15 protein-coding genes are annotated in these 17,108 nt (G+C 39.7%); 6 read left to right on the top strand and 9 right to left on the bottom strand.

The genetic code is table 11. The features are described from left to right. Positions 1-4: 4 nt before the first annotated feature. From FHS59_RS03945 to hutH, 3 genes are all read right to left on the bottom strand, one after another. Complete coding sequence (locus FHS59_RS03945; protein ID WP_184493239.1) at positions 5-2,005, bottom strand: urocanate hydratase; 2,001 nt, start codon at positions 2,003-2,005, stop codon at positions 5-7. 114 nt (positions 2,006-2,119) lie between these two features. Beyond that, the gene (gene hutI / locus FHS59_RS03950) at positions 2,120-3,352 is read right to left on the bottom strand and encodes an imidazolonepropionase (RefSeq protein WP_184493241.1); all 1,233 of its coding nucleotides are present in this window, start codon (positions 3,350-3,352) and stop codon (positions 2,120-2,122) included. A gap of 145 nt (positions 3,353-3,497) precedes the next feature. Then, the gene (gene hutH, locus FHS59_RS03955) at positions 3,498-5,063 is read right to left on the bottom strand and encodes a histidine ammonia-lyase (RefSeq protein ID WP_184493243.1); all 1,566 of its coding nucleotides are present in this window, start codon (positions 5,061-5,063) and stop codon (positions 3,498-3,500) included. Positions 5,064-5,163: 100 nt separating this feature from the next. On the opposite strand from hutH, the gene FHS59_RS03960 reads away from it, so the two are divergent. Together FHS59_RS03960 and FHS59_RS03965 are read left to right on the top strand one after the other, a co-directional pair. Then, on the top strand, positions 5,164-6,033 hold the full coding sequence (locus FHS59_RS03960) for a LysR family transcriptional regulator (RefSeq protein ID WP_184493245.1): 870 nt from the start codon (positions 5,164-5,166) through the stop codon (positions 6,031-6,033). 122 nt (positions 6,034-6,155) lie between these two features. Continuing rightward, a complete protein-coding gene (locus FHS59_RS03965) occupies positions 6,156-6,962 on the top strand; it encodes a helix-turn-helix domain-containing protein (protein ID WP_184493247.1) in 807 nt (268 codons plus the stop codon). Here FHS59_RS03965 and menD read toward each other — a convergent pair. Genes menD through FHS59_RS03980 form a run of 3 tightly spaced genes read right to left on the bottom strand, consistent with a single transcriptional unit; the run spans position 6,940 to position 10,262 of the window. After that, positions 6,940-8,625 (bottom strand): 2-succinyl-5-enolpyruvyl-6-hydroxy-3-cyclohexene-1-carboxylic-acid synthase, encoded by a 1,686-nt coding sequence (gene menD, locus FHS59_RS03970; RefSeq protein WP_184493250.1) that lies wholly within the window; start codon positions 8,623-8,625, stop codon positions 6,940-6,942. The two genes, FHS59_RS03965 and menD, sit on opposite strands and share 23 nt — an antisense overlap. After that, entirely contained in the window at positions 8,622-9,839 is a 1,218-nt protein-coding gene (locus tag FHS59_RS03975) for a chorismate-binding protein (RefSeq protein WP_184493252.1), read from the bottom strand. Before FHS59_RS03975 ends, menD begins: the two co-directional genes overlap by 4 nt. Then, positions 9,840-10,262, bottom strand: a complete 423-nt coding sequence (locus tag FHS59_RS03980) for a hotdog fold thioesterase (RefSeq protein ID WP_184493254.1) — start codon at positions 10,260-10,262, stop codon at positions 9,840-9,842. A gap of 52 nt (positions 10,263-10,314) precedes the next feature. Here FHS59_RS03980 and FHS59_RS03985 point away from each other — a divergent pair, with 52 nt between their 5' ends. Beyond that, on the top strand, positions 10,315-10,944 hold the full coding sequence (locus FHS59_RS03985) for a histidine phosphatase family protein (protein ID WP_184493256.1): 630 nt from the start codon (positions 10,315-10,317) through the stop codon (positions 10,942-10,944). Here the strand turns inward: FHS59_RS03985 and FHS59_RS03990 are convergent. The 3 genes from FHS59_RS03990 to FHS59_RS04000 form a co-directional block, all read right to left on the bottom strand. Continuing rightward, on the bottom strand, positions 10,922-11,305 hold the full coding sequence (locus FHS59_RS03990; RefSeq protein WP_184493258.1) for a hypothetical protein: 384 nt from the start codon (positions 11,303-11,305) through the stop codon (positions 10,922-10,924). The genes FHS59_RS03985 and FHS59_RS03990 overlap by 23 nt on opposite strands. A gap of 145 nt (positions 11,306-11,450) precedes the next feature. Then, positions 11,451-12,221, bottom strand: a complete 771-nt coding sequence (locus tag FHS59_RS03995; RefSeq protein ID WP_184493260.1) for a zinc ribbon domain-containing protein — start codon at positions 12,219-12,221, stop codon at positions 11,451-11,453. Positions 12,222-12,224: 3 nt separating this feature from the next. Further along, positions 12,225-13,325, bottom strand: coding sequence for a Nif3-like dinuclear metal center hexameric protein (locus tag FHS59_RS04000; protein ID WP_184493267.1), 1,101 nt, complete (start codon positions 13,323-13,325; stop codon positions 12,225-12,227). Between the two features lie 41 nt (positions 13,326-13,366). On the opposite strand from FHS59_RS04000, the gene lpxK reads away from it, so the two are divergent. From lpxK to miaE, 3 genes are read left to right on the top strand one after another with little or no spacing between them, the layout of a single operon-like run. After that, positions 13,367-14,407, top strand: coding sequence for a tetraacyldisaccharide 4'-kinase (lpxK, locus tag FHS59_RS04005; protein WP_184493269.1), 1,041 nt, complete (start codon positions 13,367-13,369; stop codon positions 14,405-14,407). Positions 14,408-14,457: 50 nt separating this feature from the next. Beyond that, entirely contained in the window at positions 14,458-16,359 is a 1,902-nt protein-coding gene (locus FHS59_RS04010; RefSeq protein ID WP_246388286.1) for a putative porin, read from the top strand. 1 nt (position 16,360) lies between these two features. Then, positions 16,361-16,972, top strand: coding sequence for a tRNA-(ms[2]io[6]A)-hydroxylase (gene miaE / locus FHS59_RS04015; protein WP_184493271.1), 612 nt, complete (start codon positions 16,361-16,363; stop codon positions 16,970-16,972). Positions 16,973-17,108 lie beyond the last annotated feature (136 nt).

The raw sequence follows: 17,108 nt of genomic DNA on the forward strand, positions 1-17,108 counted from the left end.
TTTTTTAAAGCAATTTATCCAAAATACTAGGATCTACCAGATTTGGAACCGTAACTTTTAATTGAGGACTTCTGTCCATCTCCCTTTGGATCGCTTCCAATGATCCCGAATTTCTGGCCCAAGCTCTTCTTGCAATTCCATTATTCACATCGTAAAAAAGCATGGATTTCAGTTTTCTTTCTGAATCTTCCGATCCATCCAGAACCATCCCAAATCCTCCATTCATTACCTCTCCCCAGCCAACTCCGCCGCCATTGTGGATTGAAACCCAAGTGGCTCCTCTGAAACTATCCCCGATCACATTATGAATCGCCATATCAGCTGTGAACTTACTTCCATCGTAGATATTGCTTGTTTCACGAAAAGGTGAATCGGTTCCGCTTACATCATGATGATCTCGACCCAGCACAATCGGAGCAGAAATTTCTCCTGATAGTACAGCATCGTTGAAGGCTTTAGCGATTTTCGATCTTCCTTCCGCATCTGCATATAGGATTCTCGCCTGTGACCCAACGACCAATTTGTTCTTTTCAGCCTCCTCGATCCAGGTAATGTTATCCTGCATTTGCTGTTGAATAGAAGAAGGAGAATTCTGCATGATTTCTTTTAGAACCTTCGCAGCGATCTGGTCTGATTTTCTTAAATCCTCCGCTTTTCCGGAAGTACATACCCATCGGAATGGTCCAAATCCATAATCAAAGCACATCGGACCCAAGATATCTTGCACATAAGATGGATATCGGAAATCAATACCATTCTCAGCCATAACTTCTGCTCCAGCTCTGGATGCTTCCAGCAAAAAGGCATTTCCATAGTCAAAAAAGTAGGTTCCCTTTGCTACATGGGAATTAATGGAAGCAGCATGTCTCCTTAAAGTCTCCTGTACTTTTTCCTTGAAAGTTTTTGGATCCTCTGCCATAAGCTTGTTTGACTCCTCAAAGGAAAGCCCAACAGGATAATAACCTCCAGCCCAAGGATTGTGAAGAGACGTCTGGTCAGAACCCAGCTCTACGAAAATTCCCTCTTTATCAAATCGCTCCCATACATCTACAATGTTTCCAATGAACGCCAGAGAGACGACTTCTTGATTTTTTTTGGCAAGCTGTGTCCGAATTACGAGCTCGTCTAAATTTTCAATCAATTCATCGACCCATCCTTGTTCATGCCGTTTTCTGGCAGCAGCAGGATTCACTTCTGCACAAATAGTGATGCATCCGGCAATATTTCCAGCTTTGGGCTGTGCTCCACTCATACCTCCTAGACCTGCAGTCAAAAAAATCTTTCCCGCGGGTTTCTTTCCGGCTCCCAGCTTTTTACGGAAGGCATTCATCACAGTAATTGTTGTTCCATGTACAATTCCCTGAGGACCGATATACATAAAAGAACCTGCGGTCATTTGGCCATATTGCGTCACTCCAAGTGCGTTGAATTTCTCCCAATCATCGGGTTTGGAGTAATTCGGGATCATCATCCCATTGGTTACCACCACTCGAGGAGCTTCTTTGGAAGAAGGAAAAAGTCCCATAGGATGTCCAGAATAGATATGCAAAGTCTGATCATCGCTCATTTCAGACAGGTATTTCATCACCAAAAGATATTGAGCCCAGTTTTGGAAAACAGCTCCATTTCCACCGTAAGTGATCAATTCCTCAGGATGCTGCGCAACTGCTGGATCCAAATTATTCTGGATCATTAGCATAATTGCCGCTGCCTGTTTTGACTTGGCAGGATAGTCAGTGATGGCTCTCGCGCGCATCTCGTAATCCGGCATAAATCTATACATATAGATTCGGCCATAATCTTTCAGTTCCGTTAAAAACTCACTTGCCAATTCCAAATGCCATTCTTTAGGAAAATATCGCAATGCATTCGTCAATGCAAGTTTCTTTTCTTCTCCCGAAAGGATATCCTTGCGCTTTGGAGCATGGCTCAAAGTTGTGTTTAGGGTTCTTTTTGAAGGAAGTTGAGAAGGAATGCCTTGGGATATTTGCTCTTTAAAAGTCATGCTATTTACGATTTTTGAATTACGATTTACGAGCTTTATTTGAACCTCTGTCGTAATTCTATGATCTGGAGTTTATACTTAATGTCTTGATTCTTGGATCTAAAATCTAATGTCTCACGTCTTACTTCCTCTTTTCCATACCTGCGCTGGTTTCAACTTCCCTTGATTATAAAGGATTTCTCTATAATCTGAAGTTGGATAAAGATTAAAATCTGCCAAAAATCCTGATCTTAATTTGCCTCGATCTTCTAAACCCAAAGCCGAAGCAGCTCGAAATGTCAATGCTGCAAAAACTTCTGCGGTGCTGAGTTTTTCGAACGTTGCCAAAATCGAAGCTTGTGTGAGCAAATCTCCCATCGGAGCGGAACCAGGATTCCAGTCACTTCCAATTGCCAAAGAACCTCCTTGATCGAGTATTTTTCTAGCCGGAGTAAAATCACATCCCAAACCTATGGATGCTCCGGGAAGTGCGACCGCAATCGTATCTGAATTAGCCAAAAGAGCGATTTCTTTTTCAGTCGAAGCTTCCAAATGATCTGCGGATTTAGCTTTGAAATTTACCGCAACTTCAGAACCTCCTGTAGTAAATTGATCTGCGTGAGCAGTCAGTTCAAATCCAAACTCCATCGCTTTTTGATAATAGGTTTTTATTTCTCCTGGCGAAAAAGCGCTTTTCTCAACAAAGGAATCAATTCGGTTTGCGAGGATCTCTGATTTGAGAATTGGGAAAAGTTGTTTAGAAATCATTTCCAGATATTCCTGATTTGTGCCTTCAAAATCGCGAGGTTTCATGTGCGCAGCAAGACAAGTCGGAATTAAGTCTGCTTTGGCTTCTTGATTAGCTTGTTTGATGGAACGAAGCATTTTTAGTTCTTCTTCTAATGATAGCCCATAACCGCTTTTCACCTCAATAGTGGTTACTCCATCACTTAAATGCCTATTTGCGTTAGAAATAGTTCTTTCAGCAAGGCCATCTTGACTGAGGTTTCTTGTTTGGGTGACTGTATCCCAAATTCCTCCTCCAGCCTCTGCTATTTCCAGGTAAGATTTTCCTGCATTTCTCATGGCAAAATCCTTGGCTCGGCTACCTCCAAAACAAATATGTGTATGGCAATCTATCCAACCTGGAAGAGCTACAAAATCTTTCTCCAACTCAATTACCTCAGCATTTAACGATTTTGCTTTGGCTTTTAAATCATTAAAGTTTCCAATTTCCAAAATCTTTTCTCCTTCCATCAGGATCCCAGCATACTCCAGAATTTCCAATTGCTCATCTTGCAACACACCTTTTAACGGGAGTTTGTCTAGAGTCAATAGTTGTGATATAGGGCCGATTAGTTTTTTCATGGTTTGTTGGTTTTTAGAAAGACCACTGTTGTTTCTATTGGTTTCCCGCAGATTTACGCTGATAAGGGGCGCAGATAAAAGCGCAGATTTTTATTATTTATCAGCGGAAATCTGCGTCTTTTTCTGCACCAATCTGCGGGCAATTTTAAAAGCTAAATAATTCACCCCACTCCGTATCAAAAGGCAAACCTTCTTCTTTGGCTACCTGATTAGCAATACCAATCAACTCACCACTTTGGATCATTTCGATTGCTGCTTCCATGTCTTCAGTCATTACACGGTCATTTATGACAGGTTCTATCTTAGTTCGAACATGCTCATGGATGGCTGTCATGACTTTTCCAGATTTCAATGGGGCATGAAAATCCATGGCTTGAGCCGCATAAAACAACTCAATCCCCAGGATTTTCTCTACATTCTCAATAACGCGTAGCGCTTTTCTTGCCCCAATCGAACCCATGCTCACATGATCTTCCTGTCCTAAAGAAGTTGGGATGCTGTCGGCAGAAGCGGGGAAACAAAGCCCCTTATTCTCAGATGCCAAAGCGGCTGTGGTGTATTGTGGAATCATCAAGCCAGAATTCAAACCAGTTTCTTTTAGCAATAATTTCGGCACTCCAGGAGTATCACCTTCCAGAGAAAGGTAGATTCTTCGATCAGAAATATTTCCTAATTCTGAAGCTGCAAGACAGGCATAATCCAAAGGCAAAGCAATAGGTTGACCATGAAAGCTCCCACCGGAAATCGTATGGTCTTCACTGAAAACAACAGGATTGTCAGTAACAGAATTGATTTCTGTTTCGATTGCGTCTTTCAGGTGCAACCAAGCATTTCTAGATGCCCCATGAACCTGCGGCATACATCTTAAAGAATAGGGATCCTGAACTCTCGCACAATCCAAATGTGAGTTGACGATTTCGGACTCATGAAGCAAATTCAGAATCGTCTGAGCCACATGCTGATTTCCAGCGAAAGGTCTAAGCTGATGCAATTCTGGAGAAAAAGGCTTGATCGAACCCATGAGCCCCTCGATCATCATTGCTCCTGTAATGTCTGCATGAACCAACAAATTATGCAGGCGATCCACGATTTTTACGCCGTAGGCAGCCATGAATTGTGTTCCATTGATCAACGCCAAACCTTCTTTTGGTCCAAGAGAAAGTGGATTCATACCAAGCTTTTCAAACACCTCAACTGTACGTTTAATCTCTCCTTTGTAGTGAACCTTGCCTAGTCCAAGCAATGGCAGAAACAAATGTGAAAGTGGGGCTAAGTCACCGGATGCTCCTACAGATCCTTGAATTGGAACAACTGGAATCACTTCATTTTCCAACATCCAAATCATTCGATCCAAGGTTTCCAATCGAATTCCGGAATATCCCTGAGCCAAAGCCTGAAGCTTCAACACAAGCATGAGTTTGGAGATTTCAATCGGCACAGGTTCTCCCAATCCAACAGCATGGCTTTTCAGGAGGTTTTCCTGTAATGTCTGGGTGTCAGCAGCTGAAATTTTGCTGGTGCAAAGAGGGCCAAAGCCAGTATTGATACCGTAAACTGCCTTTTCACCTTTAGCGATATTGGCAACCGCTTGTGAAGAAGCCTGAACTTTTTCCCGGGTTTCGATACTTAAAACGCCTTTTATTTCTTTCCTAGCTAGCTTTAAAGCTACGCCGGCAGTGAGTTGGTTTAATCCGTAGTTGAAAGTTTCCATTATTATTTGGGTAAATATTCTAGGGTCTTTACAAAGATACCAAGCCTTATTGATAATTTTTGATATCAATTTTATCAATATATGATACCTTTGAGTTATCATGGAGTTAAGACATTTAAGTTATTTCAAAGCTGTAGCTGAAGAGTTGAATTTTCGAAAGGCAGCAGAGCGTTTGTTTATTTCACAACCAGGATTGAGCAGGCAGATCAAGCAATTGGAAGAGTTGCTGGAGGTTAAGCTATTTGAGCGTGACCAAAAGCATGTTGAGCTGACAGTTGCTGGCAATTACCTGAAAGGGGAGGTGGATTTTGTGTTGAACCATCTGCAGATGACCAAAAGCCAGCTGAAGTTGATAGCATCAGGAAAAATTGGTGAGCTTCGAATAGGGTTTTTGGGATCGGCATCCAATCAGGTTTTGCCAGATTTGCTTTCAAAATTGAATTCCCAACAGCCATTGATCAGTACGAGTTTGGAAGAGCTTAGCAACGCAGTCCAAGTGGAAATGATAGAGAAAGATAAGTTGGATCTGGGTTTTGTAAGATTGGCTTCTGTGCCAAGTGATTTGGAAATGAAGGTAGTTTTGCGGGATAGTTTCTCGTTGGTAGTGCCAAAAGATCATCCTATTCAGATTCAGGATTTTCATTCTGTCAATCAATTTCGTGATGAATCTTTCGTTTTGTTTTCTTCAGACTATAGCAATCTATATTACGAGCAGATTATCGGGATTTGTAAGGATGCAGGATTCTCTCCTAGAATCAGACACAAGTCTGTGCATGCTTTGACGATTTTCAAATTAGTGGAAAATGGGATGGGGGTGGCGATAGTTCCTACTTCGCTCAAGGAAGGATATGAGTTGAATGTCCGATTTATGCAGGTTCCGAATATTCCACAATTCACGGAGCTTTCTGCAATTTGGAAGGCAGAGAATAGGAATCCAGCGTTGAAGCAGGTTTTGCCATTCATTATTTGAAATCCTTAAATTGAGCCTTTAAAGCAAATGTCGGGCAAATGTCGGGTCAAATCCGACCTTATTTCGTCCAAAGTCAAAAATCAAACAGAGAAATTGCCATGGTTAATCAAAAACTATTTACAATGAAACAACCAGAACTTGGCAAAAAGATCTCTGAAATGAGAAAGGCAAAAGGATTGACTCAGGAGGAGTTGGTCGAACTATGCAACCTGAATGTGCGGACTATCCAGCGCATAGAAGCAGGGGAGGTGACTCCTAGAAGTTATACGATCAAAGCTTTGTTTGAGGCTTTGGGGATAGAAACAAAGGAGTTTAAAAACGAACCGAATATTGAAATTAACAACACCAAACTCCCTTGGCTATATGCAGGATTGGCAGGTGGATTGGTTTATTTCTTTCTCTCCTACTTTGAGATCAGTATGGAAATCGAATGGCTAGAAGGAGCCTTGCTCCAAAAAACCAATTTCGCTTGGGTGAAAATCGGGACTTTGCTTACATTTTCTCTTTTTCTTCTAGGATTGAAAAAAATGGCTGAGGCTTTTCCAAATAAAATACTGAAAATCTCGCTCCTATTGATGATAGTTTTCAATGCTTTTTGGATCACGATAGATCTCATCAGTTTGTTGGGTAATTCTTTTTTCATCGAGGATTATTACTATGTGAAATTGGCCTCCTTTGGCTTGGCTTATGGGTTTATGGGAATAGGTTTTATGACTTACAAAAATCTATGGTCCAATATCCCTCAAATCATCGGAGCACTGGGGATTGTCGCTGGGGTATTGATCTTTTCTGTCATTGGAGCTTTATTTGGGCTGATTCCACTGACTTTATTTGAACTTGGGGAAATTGGGTTTCTGATCTGGGGAATCAATAAAATCGGGAGAACTTCTTCTCCCGATTCCACTTTTAGTTCTCAAGTATCTGCTTGATTTTTTCTTTTACTTCTTTTAGAATTTCAGCATTTTTTGGACTTTGGCTTTCTATTTCCAGAATTTTTGGATGAATTCCCGGTGCAAAAAAATCAGTTAAAGCGGCGTCCAATTCGGTTTTTGAATTCACCTTTACATAGAAAAAACCGTATTCAGTTGCCAAATGCTGTGCGGTTAATTTTTGTTTCGTTTCGAAATATTCCTCTAGCTCCGGTTGGTTTTTAGGACCATCAATCATCCTGAAAATGCCGCCTGCGTGATTATTCAGTATTATAATCCTTAAGTTCGGCATCGCGTAGTTATGCCAAAATGCATTTCTGTCGTAAAAGAATGCTAAGTCACCTGTGATCAAAGTGACAAGATCTTTTGTCGTAAAAGTACATCCAACAGCAGTAGAGTTGGAGCCATCAATTCCACTGGTGCCTCGGTTGCATCGAACCTCTGGGTTTCGCTTTCCAAGGAAATTTAAATATCGAACTGCCATGCTATTGGCAACATGGATTTTTGAAAAAGGAGGAATCTTTTTCAAGACATCATTTAATGCACCGTACTCACCAAATTCAACTTCACTTAAAACTGCTGGTAAGGAAAGGGAAACTGTTTTTTCCAATGAATGCCATGAATGATGAAACTCTGGATTTTGAGGTCTCAGATTTTTACTCAGCCAAGCCAGGAAATTTTGGGGAGAAACTGGTAAAATTTGTGTCAAATTCTGAAATGTATCTTTCGCTTCTCCATTCTCTTGAAAATGCCAATGCTTTGCGCCAGATTTCCGAAGGAATAGCTTCAGCGATTTCGAAATGATGGACTTCCCAAATGTGATGATTAAGTCGGGAGAAAGTTTTTGGGATAGATTTTCATTCCCAAGCCAATGATCATGGAATGTAATGGTTTGATCCGATTGTAAATTCGAAATTGAATCCGTCATAATCACAGCATTTTGCTGGATAGACAATTGGTCTAAAAGCCCCTGAAGTGTTGGATCAGATTTTTGTTGACCAGGAACAATCAGTAGGTTTTGAACAGTGGAGAGGATGTTTTTCAAGTTTGAAAAAGTATCCTCGGTCAATGTTACAGAGCTTTTTGAAAGCTTAATAACCCGCGGATTTTCAGGGAAAATTATTTCTTCACTTGGTTGAGGGTAGAAAGGTTCCTTCAGAGGGATGTTGATATGAACGGGACCTGCTGGGAATTTCTTAGCCAGATTAATCGCCTCATTGCTAATCCTTGCAGCATGCCAAAGGTCGTCTTCCCCTTGGATATGATTGGGAAATTGAAAACTTTCTTTCACATGTTTACCATAGACTTCCTGCTGGAAAATCGTCTGTCCATCATATTGATCAATCCATTCTGCTGGTCGATCTGCTGTCAATATCAATAAAGGAACCTGCTGGAAAAAAGCCTCAGCAATAGCTGGGTAATAATTCAAGGCTGCAGAACCACTGGTACATACCAAAGCCACAGGTTTTTCCAATTCCTGAGCCATTCCTAAGGCAATAAATGCAGCGGAACGTTCATCAGAAATAGTTCTTGTATGTATTTCAGGATGTCTTGAAAAAGCCAATGTTAGTGGGGCGCATCGGGAACCCGGTGATAAAATCACATGTTCGATTCCTTTTTTCGCGCAAATGGCTACTAATTCGGTGATTTGGGAGAGGATCAAGCGCTTGGATTTTGGATGAATTTACCGATGATCTCGCATTTGAGCTCCGTTTCTTCCCATTCTTTTTCAGGATCTGAATCTTCAGTTACACCGGCACCAGCGTATAAAATTACCTGCTTTTCTGAAAGTGATGCAGTTCTCAAATTCACATAAATAGAAGTTTCTTCCTGAATATTTACCGGACCGATAAATCCCGCATAAAAAGATCTATCAAAACCTTCATAAGCTTGGAGAAATTCATGGGATTCTTTTCTTGGCATCCCGCAAACTGCAGACGTAGGATGTAATAAATCTAACATAATGGAACCTAGAGTTGGAAATCCTGTCTCACGCATGTTGATTTTGAAATCTGAGCGAAGGTGAAGTAGGTTGCCTGCTATCGCAGTTTTAGGCCCATGCTCTTCGTATTCACGGAGTCTGATTTTTTTGAAACAGGAAACAATGTATCTGCTTACAAGAGCTTGTTCTTCGATTTCTTTTTGAGTCCAGGCTACGGTTTTTAATGGATTATCACCAGTTGCAGCCTGTGTTCCAGCTAGAGACATGGTATAGAAAATATCACCTTTAGTCTCAATCAAAATCTCTGGAGAAGCTCCAATCCAGGTTCCGATTTGAGGAATATGAAAGAAATTGATAAAGGCAAAAGGGTAAGAATTCATCAAACTCAAAAGAGTACTGCTTAAATTGAAATTTTCAGGTGTACTGATGGTTTTGGTTCTAGCTGGAACGACTTTTTCCATTTTGCCATCTAAAATTGCCTGTACTCCCAATTCCACCAAGTTCATGAAATGAAGTTTATCTCCACTTTCATCTTTTGAATTTTCCTTATTGGATTTCTTTTGAGCCGACAAAAGCGATTTTAAATCTTCAGGTGAAATTGGACTTTCATTTTCAAGACGGATTTTAGCCCATTCAGGCAAATCATCTTGACCTATTTCTCCATCCAATTGAAGTTTCAGGTAATTATTCGCTTTGATAAAAAATGCTTTTTTGTCCGCTTGGTCAGCAAAGGGGTGTACGATAAATCCAGGCTCAAGCTCTTCCAGGTTAATTGGAACTTTGGAAGGGCTACTGTTATTATCCAAAACCATTTCCAAAACATTGGATTTTGGCTTTCTCCAGATTGCAAAAGAACCACCCGAACTCAGACCTAATTGCAATAGGCGATGAATGACTTCTGTTTGGGTGTAATTGGTGGATACTTCCGTATTCATTTACTTCTTATCTATAATCGCAACTGTAATTCGACTGATGCAGGAAAGCTGATCTTGCTCGTTAAAGATTTTAATTTCCCAAATCTGAGTCTTTCTCCCAATGTGGATCGGCGTCGTTGTTCCTTTTACTATTCCAGATCTGACGGCTTTGATGTGATTGGCATTTATTTCTAAACCAACACAAGTTTGACTTTCCAGATCAATTGTAAGCGAACTTGCAATACTGCCCAAAGTCTCCGCCAAGACCACATTTGCTCCTCCATGCAACAATCCCATGGGTTGTTTTGTTCGCTCATCTACCGGCATTGTGGCAGAAATTGAATTATCGGAAATGTCAGTGAAAATTATTCCCAAATGGGAAACCATGGTGTTTTTTCCTTGCTTATTTAATTCCTCTAGTGAAGGCTTTCGCTTAAATACCATGAAAATTAAAGTAAATGAGTTTTCTTTGGGCTGAGGACAAAAATAGAGAATCTTGAATCGAAAAAAAATTTACCTAGTAAGACACGGACAGACTGATTTCAACCTAAAAGGAGTAGTGCAGGGGAGTGGAATCAATGCCGATATCAATGAAACTGGCAAGAAGCAGGGAGAGTTATTTTTTAAAGCTTATCGGAATGTTCCTTTTGATCAACTATATCATACTGCACTGATAAGAACCAAGCAATCCATCCAAGGTTTTTTAGACTTGGGTATACCAGCCACAACTCTTCCGGAATTAAATGAAATTTCTTGGGGAGATTACGAGGGTACTCCGATGACTCCTGACGAAAGTCAATATTACCATCACATGTTGAATCAATGGAAGATTGGTAATCTCGATTATGCTATAGCTGGTGGTGAAAGTCCCAATATTGTCGCAGCACGAATGATCAAAGGGATAGAAAAGATCATTTCTGACCCAGGAGAAAATGTACTGGTTTGCATGCACGGTCGTGCGATGAGAATTTTCCTTAGCTTGATTCTAAAGAAGGATTTAAAAAATATGGATGATTTTGAACATCAGAACCTGTGCCTGTATCTGTTGGAGAAGAATGAGGATGGAGGCTTTGATCTGTTAAGGGGAAATGATGTGAGTCACCTTAAGGAATTGGATGAAGCTTAGCAGTCTTGTTGTTTTTCTTTTGCTGCTGAAGTTCTTCGTATTCTGATATAAAGCTTTCGAGTTCCTCTTTCCCTTCTGTTATGTCAAATACTCTGAAAGCGATATCCTGAAGTTTAATTTCTTTATCATTTCCAACTTCTACCAAAAAGTCGCCCAAGATACATTTGTCGATGTTTTGAGTGGGTACTTCTATTACCAAAGTGAGGTCAGAATTCCCAGTATAGGATTTAGTTTTAAAGGTTGACGAAAACTGATTTTCGATATTCTTGATATTGGTATTAAGTGATTTTAATTCCTTTTGCTTGAAAATCACCATAAATGTCCTTGTATCATCATTTTTAGCAAATGATGTGAGAGACATAAACATTATAATCGCAACTATTCCTAAACTTCTCATACCCTGTAAGGTACTAAAATAATGCCCGAATAAGCAAATGTCATTTAGCTAAAAAAAAGAAAACCCCAGAAATTTTTTTCTGGGGTTTTTGTATGGATTCAAAAACTGATTAAGCTTTTGCTCTTTTCTTTTTTGTTGTTGGAGCTGGCTCCTCAATTTCGTCTTCAACACCTGCAAGGATTCTTCCGCAGTGCTCACAAACGATCAATTTTTTCTTTTCTCTGATATCAGCTTGTCTCTGTGGCGGAACAGTGTTGAAACATCCACCGCAAGCACCTCTTTTAACCAAAACTACAGCAAGACCATTTTTAGCATTTGCTCGGATTTTAGTGTAAGATTTGATCAATCTCTCTTCTACTTTTTTCAAAGCTTTCTCTCTGTCAGCATTTAATTTTGCTTCTTCAGATTCGCTTTCAGAAATGATAGTAGAAAGTTCGCTGTTTTTCTGATCCAGATCTTTCTGACGATCTTTCATCACTGCATTCAATTCGTCAAGATCTACTTTTTTCTGATCGATTCGAGTGGAAGCTTCTGCAATTTTCTTTTTTGAAACTTGAATTTCAAGATCTTGCAATTCCAATTCCTTGGTGATGGCATCATACTCACGGTTGTTTCGCACGTTCATCTGCTGCTCCTGATATTTCTTGATCAGTTTTTCAGAATCTTTGATGCTTTCCTTGAGTTGTTTGATTTCCTCTTCGTATGCTTCAATCTCGCTTTGGAATTTCTCCAATCGGGTCTCGTAACCTGCGATCTCGTCTTCTAAATCTTGAACTTCCTCAGGAAGAGCGCCTCTTACTTTAATAAGTGCGTCAAGTCTTGAATCAATGAGTTGAAGGTTATGTATAGCCTCGAGCTTTTGTGCTACTGTACTTTCCATGTACTATCGGTAGGATGTGGGATTTGTAACTACTTTCGTCAAATAGAGTGCAATATTAGGAAAATTTTGTGACAATAGCTCTCCAAGTAATTCTTTTGTGAAAATTTCACTCTCATAATGCCCAATATCGCAGAGAATTAACCTGCCTTCTGTATCGAAAAACTCGTGGTATTTCACGTCTGAGGTAATAAATACGTCCGCTTTAGCTCTTTTTGCATCATTTAACAAGAAAATTCCTGCACCACCACAAACTGCAACTTTTTTAATTTTTCTCTCCAGGATAGCCGTATGCTTGATCACCTTCAGTTCCATTTTGTCTTTTAAGTAATCCAGAAAATCAGTAGGATCCATTTCTTCATGGAGTTCTCCAATCATTCCAGCACCTACTTCTTGGTTTTCATTTTCTAGGCTAGATACATAATATGCAACTTCCTCATAGGGATGAGAATTTTTTAAAGTACTTAGAACCTTGCCCAATAAATGATTAGAAACGAGAACTTCGGCTTTCACTTCTTCTAAAGATTCCGGTTTTCCCTTTTCACCAATAGCTGGGTTTGCATTTTGGGATGGTGTAAATGTCCCGGTCCCGGTGCTTTGAAATGAGCAATCTGAATATTCACCGATTTTCCCTGCACCTGCTTTAAAAATGGCAGAAAGAACTTGATTCTTATCTTTCGTGGGAACGAAAAATTCCAGCTTGCTTAACAGTTGTTTTTTTGGCTGTAAAATCTTGGTATTCTGCAGGTTCAGTCTGTTCGAGATCCTTTTATTTACCCCGTTTGCAACATGGTCCAGGTTTGTGTGTATCGCAAAAATGGCAATGTCATTTTTAATCGCCTTTATGACTGTTCGTTCGACATAATTTCTGCCAGTAAAACTTTTCAGCCCTCTAAAAACAATGGGATGATGAGCCACAATTAAATTTGCTCCAAGGGAAATTGCCTCATCTACGACTTCTTCGGTGCAATCCAGTGTGCAAACCACTCCTGTAAGCGCAGCATTTCGATCACCTGTGATCAAAGTAGCATTATCATAAGATTCCTGATAAGCGGGTGGCGCAAACGATTCAAGCCATGAAATCAGTTCTCCGATCTTGTATCCCATATTTTTTTAGTTTCTTTGATCAAAAATAGTAATTCTAAGGAATGCGACCTTACGCTTTTTTGCTTTATCCATTTGCAGTGCTATATGATTTGATCACCAGAATCAGAAATAAATTTTTTGATTGGGGTTGGTTAAAGACGACTAAATCAACGATCAAAAGTATTTTGATTGGAAATCTGAGTGTGGGTGGAACTGGAAAGACCCCGATGGTGGAATATTTGGTGAGGATGCTAAAATCAAGGCAAAAGATTGCAACCCTTAGTCGGGGTTATGGCAGGAGCACAAAAGGATTTTTGAAAGCTGGAGAGGGTGTTTCACCCTCTGAAATAGGGGATGAACCTTTCCAGATTTTTGAGAAATTCGGAGAAGAAATAGCTGTTTTTGTTGGGGAAAATCGGGTGGAAGCTCTTAAAAATATTAGTTCTAATTTTCCTGAAAATGATTTAGTAATACTCGATGATGCATTCCAGCATCGCTATGTGAAAGCTGATCTGAATATTCTTCTGACAACTTTTAAAAACCCGTTTTGCAGTGATTATTTGCTTCCGGCTGGACGATTGAGAGAGAGTAGGTCTGGCGCAAAAAGAGCTGACCTAATTGTCGTGACTAAGAGCCCAAAAACCTTGAAAGAAGCGGATAAAAAAGAGTTGAAATCTCAACTGAAAACCTATAATTCTTCAGCTCCGATTTTATTTAGTTCGATAGGATACGGAGTTCCTTATTACTTGGGATTTGAACACAACTTTTCCAAAAATGTGATTTTGTTAAGTGGGATTGCAAATGATTCTCAATTAAAAGAATTTGTCTCCGAAAAGTATGAGTTGCTGGAGACGTTAACGTATCCAGATCATCATGACTATGACAAGTCGGATTTTGAAAAGATCAAGGAGGTCTTCACTCAACATTTACCGTCCAAGCCCGTTATTCTAACCACAGAAAAAGATGCAGTAAAAGTTAAATCTTCTTGCCCGGAAGGTTTTCTAAGAGAAATTCCGATTTTTGTCCTGCCAATTCAGGTAGTTTTCTCTCCTGAAGATGAGCAAATCATAGAAAGCATTATCGATCAGGTAATACTTCAATAAACGTAGATTAGGTGAGAATAAAGATTTTCGGTTTACTTATTATTTTGACAATGGGACTGTCCACAGGACTGATGGCTCAGCGTCCCGTTACCACCAATCCAAATCAACAGAGAAATCAGCAACTCGGTACCAGAGAAGATCCTGAAGAGGAGCAAGAAGTGGACGGTAGAAGACCATTGCTAGATGATAGTACCAAACAGGTTTTTGGACCTAAAACAAGTCTTTATTTTTTCGAAAAGGATATCAAAAGAAATAACCTCATTTTATATCCTCAGGATACTTCTTTGACCAATTTTCATAATTATGATCCTGTTGCAAAAAGTGGTTGGAAGTACCAGGATTTAGGAAATATAGGAAGTGCAGCTAAGCCAGTTTTTTATCAAATCCCAGACTTAATCGGGACAAGATCCGGCTATTCGGCTTATGATATTTATTACCACGCACCAGAAAACAATAAATATTTCGACACGAAATCTCCATTTACAGAGATGTCAGCATTTTTTGGGGGTGGCAATAGAAATATGTTGGACATTGCTTTTGCCAGAAATATCAATCCACGCTGGAATGTCGGATTTGACTTTCATACCATCAAGTCTAGAAAGACTCTGAATCCTACAGCAAGAGATGACAATATGGTCGAACAGACTTCTTATTCTCTTCATACCAACTATCGCACAGAAAACGGGAAATATTGGTTTTTGGGGAATTTCTCAAGGATGCGTCACCGAGTGAATGAAATAGGAGGGATTATTCCTCCGGAAGTGGATAGTACATCTGTTTATTTTACCTACGAAGATGCCAAAGTTTGGCTCCGAAATACTCAAGCAAGGGATTTACGCCAGGATTACCATTTTTATCATGAATTCAAGATTGAAGACGGGCTGCAGTTGTATCATGTTTTTGATAAGAAAAGTCAGGATATGACTTTTGAATCCAATTTGACTACTACAGATTCTTTGTATTTCCCTCCGACAAGATATAATCAACCTGACACGACGAGAAACTTTAATGAGTTTTCAGAATGGAGAAATGAGGTAGGTCTTAAAGGGACTTTTGGCAAGTTTTTTTACAATGCCTACGCCAAATTCAGGGCTGGGAGAATGAAGAATAAATTCTTCGAAAATGATGACAAATTCAATGAGGTATACATCGGTGGCCAATTAGTAGGGAAGATTTCTGAGCAATGGTCATTGACAGCTGATGGGGAATATTTGCTTCCTGGAGCTTATCGTTTACATGGAGTTTTTGTCTCTCCATGGCTTGAGTTGGAGTATACCAAAGCTTTGTATAAACCGACTTCCGTTCAGCAGATTTATATGGGAAATCATTACCAATGGGATAATGATTTTAACAATACCGGAGTGGATCAGATCAAAGGAAAATTGATTGTAAACTTTGATAAAATCAGGCTGAGACCAAATTTGACTATCAATCGAATTAACAATTATATCTATTTCAACGAGGATAGAATTGCGACTCAAAACGATGGAGAGGCATTTATGCTGATGCCAGGATTGATAGCAAATTTCCAGATTGGGAGAAAGTTCCGATGGGATAATGAGGTCATTTTTACGCAAGTCACTGGGGCGGGAGGAGATGCTTTTCGTATCCCAAAATTCTATGCAAACAGTAAATTTTATTTTGACTCTCCGGCCTTCAATGAGAATGTCTATATCCAATTTGGTGTAGATGTTAGGTTTAAGTCTGACTATTTTGCAGATGCTTATTTTGCTTCAACTCAGCAATTCTATCTTCAGAATTCATTCAATATTTATGCATATCCCGTAGCGGATGTTTTCCTTGATTTTAGAATTAACAGGACGAGAGTTTTACTGAAATACAATCACCTAAACAGTGGAATGATGAAACAGGAAGGCTATTTTGTGACTCCTGATTACACTGGTTATAAGTCTTTTATTGACTTGGGGATTACCTGGTATTTATTTGATTAATATGAATTGGGAAGAAAGCACCAGACAGAAAATGCTTCATCTGAAGTTGCCTACAGATCCAAGATGGGTGAATATTGCAGAGATGCAGATCGAGGATATTTTGACAGATCATGCTTACTGTGAACAAAAAGCTGCATCGTCTTGCATCAGTTTGATTTTGAGATTTTTTGATTTACCTGAATTGGTAGATACTCTGACGCCAATCGTGTCTGAAGAATGGGGACATTTCGAACGTGTTTTGGAACAGATTCGGAAAAGGGAATTGAGGTTTGGAGAGCCAAGAAAAGACGAGTACGTGACTAGGCTTCAAGGTTTTGTGAAAAAAGGAGGGAACCGATGGCAGCAACTGACAGAGATCCTGCTTTTAAATGCCTTGATCGAAGCAAGAAGCTGCGAGCGATTTAAACTTTTGTCTAAGAATATTCAGGATAAGGAACTTCAGAGCTTTTATTATGAATTGATGATTTCTGAAGCGGGTCATTATGTCACTTTTATTGAACTGGCTAGAAAATACCAGGATCCAGAAAAAGTCAATTCGAGGTGGCAGGAATGGTTGGTATTTGAGGCGGAAGTCTTGCAGGAAATTGGCCTTCGAGGAGACAGAATGCATTAGAGATGGATATTGAAATAATCGAAATAGCGCCGATTAAATTATCTGGAATTCTAATTCGTTTTCAATCTGTTATACAGGGATTTTATTAAAAATGGCTTCCAAAGTCAGGATTTGAGTTTGACAAAAGACCGCATTT

The sequence above is a fragment of the Algoriphagus iocasae genome (genome assembly GCF_014206875.1).
Taxonomy (GTDB): domain Bacteria; phylum Bacteroidota; class Bacteroidia; order Cytophagales; family Cyclobacteriaceae; genus Algoriphagus; species Algoriphagus iocasae.

Coding starts and splice junctions, on each gene's coding strand:
- FHS59_RS03990 (WP_184493258.1), bottom strand. CDS start 11,305: ATGTCTCTCACATCATTTGCTAAAAATGATGATACAAGGACATTTATG.
- hutH (WP_184493243.1), bottom strand. CDS start 5,063: ATGGAAACTTTCAACTACGGATTAAACCAACTCACTGCCGGCGTAGCT.
- FHS59_RS04000 (WP_184493267.1), bottom strand. CDS start 13,325: ATGGGATACAAGATCGGAGAACTGATTTCATGGCTTGAATCGTTTGCG.
- FHS59_RS03980 (WP_184493254.1), bottom strand. CDS start 10,262: ATGGTATTTAAGCGAAAGCCTTCACTAGAGGAATTAAATAAGCAAGGA.
- lpxK (WP_184493269.1), top strand. CDS start 13,367: ATGCGACCTTACGCTTTTTTGCTTTATCCATTTGCAGTGCTATATGAT.
- FHS59_RS03965 (WP_184493247.1), top strand. CDS start 6,156: ATGAAACAACCAGAACTTGGCAAAAAGATCTCTGAAATGAGAAAGGCA.
- miaE (WP_184493271.1), top strand. CDS start 16,361: ATGAATTGGGAAGAAAGCACCAGACAGAAAATGCTTCATCTGAAGTTG.
- FHS59_RS03995 (WP_184493260.1), bottom strand. CDS start 12,221: ATGGAAAGTACAGTAGCACAAAAGCTCGAGGCTATACATAACCTTCAA.
- FHS59_RS03975 (WP_184493252.1), bottom strand. CDS start 9,839: ATGAATACGGAAGTATCCACCAATTACACCCAAACAGAAGTCATTCAT.
- hutI (WP_184493241.1), bottom strand. CDS start 3,352: ATGAAAAAACTAATCGGCCCTATATCACAACTATTGACTCTAGACAAA.
- FHS59_RS03945 (WP_184493239.1), bottom strand. CDS start 2,005: ATGACTTTTAAAGAGCAAATATCCCAAGGCATTCCTTCTCAACTTCCT.
- FHS59_RS03960 (WP_184493245.1), top strand. CDS start 5,164: ATGGAGTTAAGACATTTAAGTTATTTCAAAGCTGTAGCTGAAGAGTTG.
- FHS59_RS04010 (WP_246388286.1), top strand. CDS start 14,458: ATGGGACTGTCCACAGGACTGATGGCTCAGCGTCCCGTTACCACCAAT.